Source organism: Specibacter sp. RAF43 (assembly GCF_052114065.1).
GTDB lineage: Bacteria > Actinomycetota > Actinomycetes > Actinomycetales > Micrococcaceae > Specibacter.
The window spans coordinates 143,646-150,274 of the sequence record NZ_JBFREA010000026.1; the positions used below are offsets into that span (position 1 = coordinate 143,646).

Annotated in this window: 6 protein-coding genes; 3 read left to right on the top strand and 3 right to left on the bottom strand. The window is 65.8% G+C overall.

Features of this window, described 5'->3' with window-relative positions:
* A complete protein-coding gene (locus AB4Y80_RS14315; protein ID WP_442215013.1) occupies positions 1-1,332 on the bottom strand; it encodes an acetyl-CoA C-acetyltransferase in 1,332 nt (443 codons plus the stop codon).
* A gap of 142 nt (positions 1,333-1,474) precedes the next feature.
* Here AB4Y80_RS14315 and AB4Y80_RS14320 point away from each other — a divergent pair, with 142 nt between their 5' ends.
* Complete coding sequence (locus AB4Y80_RS14320; RefSeq protein ID WP_442215014.1) at positions 1,475-2,137, top strand: TetR/AcrR family transcriptional regulator; 663 nt, start codon at positions 1,475-1,477, stop codon at positions 2,135-2,137.
* Between the two features lie 3 nt (positions 2,138-2,140).
* Complete coding sequence (locus AB4Y80_RS14325; RefSeq protein WP_442215015.1) at positions 2,141-4,216, top strand: acyl-CoA dehydrogenase family protein; 2,076 nt, start codon at positions 2,141-2,143, stop codon at positions 4,214-4,216.
* Between the two features lie 77 nt (positions 4,217-4,293).
* Here AB4Y80_RS14325 and AB4Y80_RS14330 read toward each other — a convergent pair whose 3' ends face one another.
* The gene (locus tag AB4Y80_RS14330; protein WP_442215016.1) at positions 4,294-4,821 is read right to left on the bottom strand and encodes a PKD domain-containing protein; all 528 of its coding nucleotides are present in this window, start codon (positions 4,819-4,821) and stop codon (positions 4,294-4,296) included.
* Between the two features lie 380 nt (positions 4,822-5,201).
* Positions 5,202-5,912 (bottom strand): DUF6318 family protein, encoded by a 711-nt coding sequence (locus tag AB4Y80_RS14335; RefSeq protein ID WP_442215017.1) that lies wholly within the window; start codon positions 5,910-5,912, stop codon positions 5,202-5,204.
* A 217-nt stretch (positions 5,913-6,129) separates the two neighbouring features.
* On the opposite strand from AB4Y80_RS14335, the gene AB4Y80_RS14340 reads away from it, so the two are divergent.
* Positions 6,130-6,629, top strand: a 500-nt coding sequence (locus AB4Y80_RS14340) for a hypothetical protein (protein WP_442215018.1), incomplete at its 3' end; no start/stop codon positions are given.

Below are 6,629 nucleotides of genomic sequence, written 5' to 3' on the forward strand. Positions count from 1 at the left end.
TTACCTGGCTTCCAGGAGTGCCGCAACGCCCTGGCCGCCGGCCGCGCACACGGATATCAGGCCGCGGGCGGGGCGGCCGTCCACGCGGCCGCGTTCGTGCAGCATCTTGGCGAGTGTGGCCACCAGCCGGCCGCCGGTGGCGGCGAACGGGTGGCCGGCGGCCAGCGAAGAGCCGTTGACGTTGAGCTTGTCCCGGTCCACGGTGCCGAAGGCGCCGGCGAGACCGAGCCGCGTCCGGCCGAATTCCTCGTCCTCCCAGGCCGCCAGGGTGCTCAGCACCGTGCCGGCGAACGCCTCATGGATTTCAAAGTAGTCAATGTCATCAAGGCTCAGCCCCTGGCGGGCCAGCAGGCGCGGGACGGCAAAGACCGGCGCCATGAGCAGGCCGTCCCGGCCATGGACAAAGTCCACGGCCCCGGCCTCGCCGTCAACCACGGTGGCCAGCATCGGAAGGTCCCGCGACTGCGCCCACTCCGGCGACGCCAACAGCACGGTGGCGGCGCCGTCCGTCAACGGGGTGGAGTTGCCGGCCGTCATGGTGGCGGCGTCGCCCAGGTTGCGGCCAAAGACGGGCTTGAGCCTGGCCAGCTTCTCCATGGAGGAGTCGGCGCGCAGGTTGTTGTCGCGGACCAGCCCCCGGTACGGGGTGAGGAGGTCATCGAAGAAGTGGCGGTCATAGGCGGCGGCGAGGTTTTTGTGGCTGGCCAGGGCCAGCTCATCCTGCGCCTCGCGGGTGATCTTCCACTGGGCGGTGGTGAGCGCCTGGTGCTCGCCCATGGACAACCCGGTCCGTGGTTCCCCCGTGGAGGGGGCATCCGGGGCGAGGTCCTTGGGCCGGATGCGTGCGATGATCCTGAGCTTCTCGGGCACCGTCTTGGCCCGGCTCAGGTCGAGCAGAATGGCGCGGAGTCCCTCGCTGACGGCGATGGGTGCGTCGGAGGCGGAATCCACGCCACCGGCAATCGCGGAGTCGATCTGGCCCAGCTTGATCTTGTTGGAGAGCCCGATGACCGCTTCCATGCCCGTGGCGCATGCCTGCTGGAGATCGTAGGCCGGGGTGTCGGCGGCAAGGGCGGAGCCCAGCACGGCCTCGCGGGTGAGGTTGAAGTCGCGTGAGTGTTTCAGGACGGCGCCGGCGGCGACCTCGCCGATCCGTTCCTCCGCCAGCCCGAAGCGGGCCACCAGTCCGTCCAGCGCGGCGGTGAGCATGTCCTGGTTGGAGGAATGGGCGTAGGGGCCACCCGCCCGGGAGAACGGGATCCGGTTGCCGCCGACGATGACGGCCTGGCGGACACCCGTCAGGGGCGTGGTTGCTGCTGTGGGAGAACTCATGTATCCGACTCCTTGGAGCTTGGTGGGACGCTGGTGTGCGTCAGTCGGCCGCCCGCCGCCGCGCCCCGGCGTACGGGAGCCGTGCCGTGGCCGACGCACCAGTCTGTTACTGATACCCAGCGTACCTGATACGCTGGGTATCGTGAAAATATTACAGCCGGGGTCGGTGGACGGGCGTTCGGCGCGCTGGGAAAGCCACCGGGAGGAACGGCGTCGTGAGCTCATCAAGGCAACGCGCCGCGCCGTCCACCAGTTGGGCGCCGACGCGTCCATGGAAGACATCGCCGTCCACGCCGGCACGTCCAAGTCCGTTTTCTACCGCTACTTTCGGGACAAGGCCGGCCTGCAGCAGGCGGTGGGCAAGGTGGTGATCGGGGCGATGGAGGAGCGGATCCTGGTGGCCGGGCGGACCGCCCGCTCCCCTCGCGAAGGACTGGCCAACATGGTCGGCACCTACCTGGAAATGGCCCAGACCTCCCCCAACGTGTACATGTTCGTCACCGCCGCCGCGGTCGACGGCGCCGGCGAGACCGATGACCTGAGCGGCTTTTTCGACGCCGTCGTCGCCATGATTTCCGAGCCGCTGCGGGACATGCTCGGCGACGCCGGCTCCCCGCTGCTTGGCTACTGGCCCACCTCGGCGATCGGCCTGGTCCGCTCCGCCGGCGAGCTCTGGCTGAAGGCACCGGCCTCGCACCACAAGCCGGACCACGCCGCCATGGCCGAACAAATCACCACCTGGCTCCTTGACGGGGTGGGCTCGCAAGTCTCCCCCGTCGCCACCGATCACCTGCAGGAGAAGTAATCCATGACTGACGTATTCACCGCCACGACAATCCCTTCGAACGACGCCGGCACCACGGTTGACGTGGCAGAGCTCGGCAGGGCACTGCTTGGGCGATGGGCCGACGTCCGGTTGCAGGCCCGGGCGCTGGCGGGCCTGCCCGATCTTCACAAGGTGGAGGGGTTGACGCACACCGAACACCGCAAGCGGGCGTTTGGCCAGCTCGGCCTTTTGGTGGAACACAACGCCGTGCACCGGGCTTTCCCCCAGCGCCTGGGCGGGAACAACGACCATGGCGGCAACGTGGCCGGCTTCGAGGAGCTCGTCACGGCCGACCCGTCGGTGCAGATCAAGGCCGGCGTGCAATGGGGCCTATTCGGCTCCGCCGTGTTGCATCTGGGCACCAGGGAACATCAGGACAAGTGGCTTCCGGGCATCATGTCGCTGGCGATCCCCGGCTGCTTTGCCATGACGGAAATCGGGCATGGTTCCGATGTGGCCTCCATCGCGACAACGGCGACGTATGATCCCGGCACGGAGGAGTTTGTGATCAACACGCCGTTCCGCGCCGCCTGGAAGGAGTTTATTGGCAACGCCGCCGTCGACGGACTCGCCGCGGTGGTGTTCGCCCAGTTGGTCACGCGAGGGGTGAACCATGGTGTCCACGCCTTTTACGTCGAGCTGCGGGATCCTTCGACCAAGGAGTTCCTGCCTGGCATCGGCGGCCTGGACGACAACATCAAGGGCGGGCTGAACGGAATCGACAACGGCCGCCTGCACTTCACGAATGTGCGCATTCCGCGCACCAACCTGCTGAACCGGTATGGCGACGTCGCCGCCGATGGCACCTACTCCTCCCCCATCGCCAGCCCCGGGCGGCGCTTCTTCACCATGCTCGGCACCCTGGTGCAGGGTCGTGTGTCGCTGGACGGGGCAGCCGTCGCGGCTTCCAAGGTGGCGCTGACGATCGCGATCCGGTATGCCGCCGAACGCCGGCAGTTCAACGCCGCCTCGGACACCGAAGAGGTGGTCCTGCTCGACTACCAGCGCCACCAGCGGCGGCTGCTCCCCCGCCTCGCCACCACTTATGCGGCCGCCTTTGCCCATGAGAAGTTGCTGGCGAAGTTCGATGACGTGTTTTCCGGCGCCAACGACTCCGACGAGGACCGGCAGGATCTGGAAACGCTGGCGGCGGCGCTGAAGTCGCTGTCGACGTGGCATGCGCTGGAAACCCTGCAGGAATGTCGGGAGGCCTGCGGCGGCGCCGGGTTTATGGTGGAAAACCGCTTCACCTCCCTGCGTGCCGACCTGGACGTGTACGCCACATTTGAAGGCGACAACACCGTGCTGCTGCAGCTCGTGGCGAAGCGGCTGCTGGCCGATTACAGCAAGGAGTTCCGCAACCTGGACTTCGGCGTGCTGGCGCGTTTCGCCGTCGGGCAGGCCGCGGACCTCGCCTTTAACAAGACGGGGCTGCGTCAGGTGAGCCAGTTCGTGGCCGACACCGGCTCGGCGCAAAAGTCCGCCAAGGCACTCAAGGACCAGGACACCCAGCACCAGATGCTTGCCGGGCGTGTCCAAACCATGGTGGCCGACGTCGCCGGGGCCCTGAAGGGTGCCGCCAAGCTCCCCCAGGACAAGGCCGCCGAGATTTTCAACGAGCACCAGAACGAACTCATTGAGGCTGCCAGGGCCCATGCTGAGCTGCTGCAGTGGGAGTCGTTCACGGAGGCGTTGGGCGGGATTGCGGACGAGGGCACCTTGAAGGTCTTGACACGGTTGCGCGACCTGTTCGGCCTGACGCTGATTGAGAAGCATCTGGACTGGTACCTGATGAACGGCCGGATTTCCATGCAGCGCGCGCGGACGCTGGCCCCGTACATCAACCGTGTCCTGGCCAAGCTGCGCCCGCACGCATTGGAACTGGTGGATGCGTTTGGCTACGGCCCCGAACACCTGCGCGCCCCAATCGCGACCGGGATTGAGCGGGAGCGCCAGGAAGAGGCCCGCGAATACTATCGCGCCATGCGTGCGAGCTCCGATGCCCCGATCGACGAAAAGGTCCTGCTGCTTAGGACCAAGGTGCACGGCCGGAAGTAGCGCTCGCGTCTCGGGACGGCGAGTTCGCAGAGCGGGCTCCTGTTCTGGCAGCCCGCGTTTAGCAGCCCGCGCCTGGTCTAGCAGCCCGCACCGGCGGGGTTGACGATGCAGTCGTCGGCGTAGTTTCGGGTGATGGCCCGCCAGACGGTCAGGCCCAGCGGCGCCGAGACGGTGTGTCCCTGGTTCGGGATGGGCAGGGTGGGGCCGTCGTTGACGCTGTAGCGGCCATTGAAGTGGGTGGTCACCACAATGGAATACTTGCCGCTGGCGGTGTAGACGTGGCTGGTCTTGGTGTGTTCCCCGATCCGGTCATCGGGCAGCGGGAAGCCGGCGCTGACCGTGGGGCCCCAGACGGTGCCATCGCCGTAATTCCAGGTGTAGGCGACCGGCGTGGCGGTGAGGTGGACGGTCTGACCGAGCAGGGTGAGGGTGAAGACCTGTTCTTCGGCCTGGGCGTAGAAGTTCGTTTCCTCGCCGCGGAGGGTGTGCGGGCCGGGCTGGCTGCCCACAGTAGCCGGCATGACCGGCGACTGCTCGAAGGCGTGGTCGATTTGGGCGGCGATCTGCGCCAGTACATCCAGGGGCTTTTCAGAGTAGACGCACACTGGACCCGAATCGAACGACCACGAGGGAGGGCTTGCCGTACTCAACGAGTGGTACCAATAGACAGCGACACCGCCGGCGGCGGCCGTGCATTGGATCAAATTCGCGGCGCAGTCAGGAAAAATTGCATTGTCGGCCGTGGTGCATGCCAGCCGATGTTCGTAAATATAAGGGTCCGACAGACTAGCCGATGGGGGTTGACCATACAGAACATCGACTCCCGGAAGTCTATGGAATGCGTCCGTATTGATTCCTGGAGTGCTCCAGCTAGGTGTGTATTCATCATCTCCGGCAGCGCTGACGCTAGCGGTTGAACACGAGATTATTCCAGCTGCGACGGCAATTGTGAGGATACGCCGTGATTTATGGAGCGCCATGCTCGTCACTTCTTGCTACCACTAAGGTGTCCGACTGTGATTGCTATCCAGTGGTCTCCTTCGTACTTTCCGACCAATATGTCCCCAATCGAGGCAGCCACGCCAAGGTCCTTAGCAAGGGACTTATTGGCCTTGAAGTACTTCACGTGGTCTTGTCGGACCATGCTGATCGTCTGATAGTTTCCGTCGGAGGTTGGCACAAAGGGGCTATCCGCGGACAAGACAATCATTTGGCCGCCAACTATCCACTTACCGTCTGAATGGCCGCCAATCACACCTTGTTCCATTGCATGGCACATCTGGCAATTTGAGTCACTAACTTTCATCATCGGTCCGGTATTCCCGGTCTCGAACGCATAGCCGAGTGTCGAGTACCAGTACCGAGTGAAGGCCTCCAGGCCCTTTTTGGAGAATTCCTTGGCCGCCGCTGGCAGTACGGGCACGGGGACATTCTCGGCCGGGCCATCCGCGGTCGCCGGCTTATACACGGGCACGGGTGACGGAGTGACAGCCGGCGTCGTGGCCGTGATGGTTAGTGCCGGAGGCTGCCCCGACGTGCCCACTACCCCGCCGGGATTCTCGGCTGCAGCGCAGCCCGCCAGCAGCAGCCCGGCAACCAACACAAGTCCCAGATGCCGGGCCAAGCCGAATCGTCGTTTCCAGCGGGGGCGGACACGTGCGGGAATCGATTGTGAACGCAACGTTCTGGTCGTCATATGAGCCCCTGCAGTAAATCGTGCGGGGGCTCCTCCGGAGCGGCCCCAAGTCAGCTTGGTTCCAACCTAACCCCAAACCGAAATCCCAGCCAGAAGTTATCCACAGAAATCCTCTGGTAAATCCATTTGATAGAACTCTTCTAGTATTTTTCGAAAGTTGTCCACATCCTTCGAATATGGGTCGAGAAGTGTCGGTGGTGGTCGGTAGCATCGGGGTATGGACGCGACGACGAGGGGCCCGGGGAGCACCGCTTCCGGCACGGCGGCGGGGCGGCTGGGTGGACACATCCACCGGCTGCTGGCCCTCGCCGCCGCCCTGGCCGACGCCGCCGCGAACGCCGCGGGCGTGGACGCCGCAGGTTCCGGCGCCGTGGGTTCCGATGTGGGGGCCGGGTCCGGGGACACGGACGCGTTCGCCTCCGTCGCGGATGCCATGGGTTCCGATGTGGGGCCTGGCGGGTGCGGTGTGCCGTTTGGGGTGGAGTTGGGGGTGTTGACGGATGCCCAGGCGGTGGCCTGGGCGCAGGAGCTGGAGCGCTTGGGCCGGTTCCTGGCCGGCCTGCAGGTCCAGGCGGCCGGGGAGCTGGCCGGGCGCACCCGGGCCGGGCGCTTCAGCGAGGCCGGGATCACGCACCCGGCCGGGGTGCTCACCGGGTCCCTGCTGCTTAGCGGCGCCGAGGCGAACCGGCGCCTGCGCCTGGCCGAGGCCCTGCTGCC

Excerpts from the sequence above, each read along its gene's own strand:
- AB4Y80_RS14325 (WP_442215015.1), top strand. The coding sequence starts at position 2,141 with ATGACTGACGTATTCACCGCCACGACAATCCCTTCGAACGACGCCGGC.
- AB4Y80_RS14315 (WP_442215013.1), bottom strand. The coding sequence starts at position 1,332 with ATGAGTTCTCCCACAGCAGCAACCACGCCCCTGACGGGTGTCCGCCAG.
- AB4Y80_RS14335 (WP_442215017.1), bottom strand. The coding sequence starts at position 5,912 with ATGACGACCAGAACGTTGCGTTCACAATCGATTCCCGCACGTGTCCGC.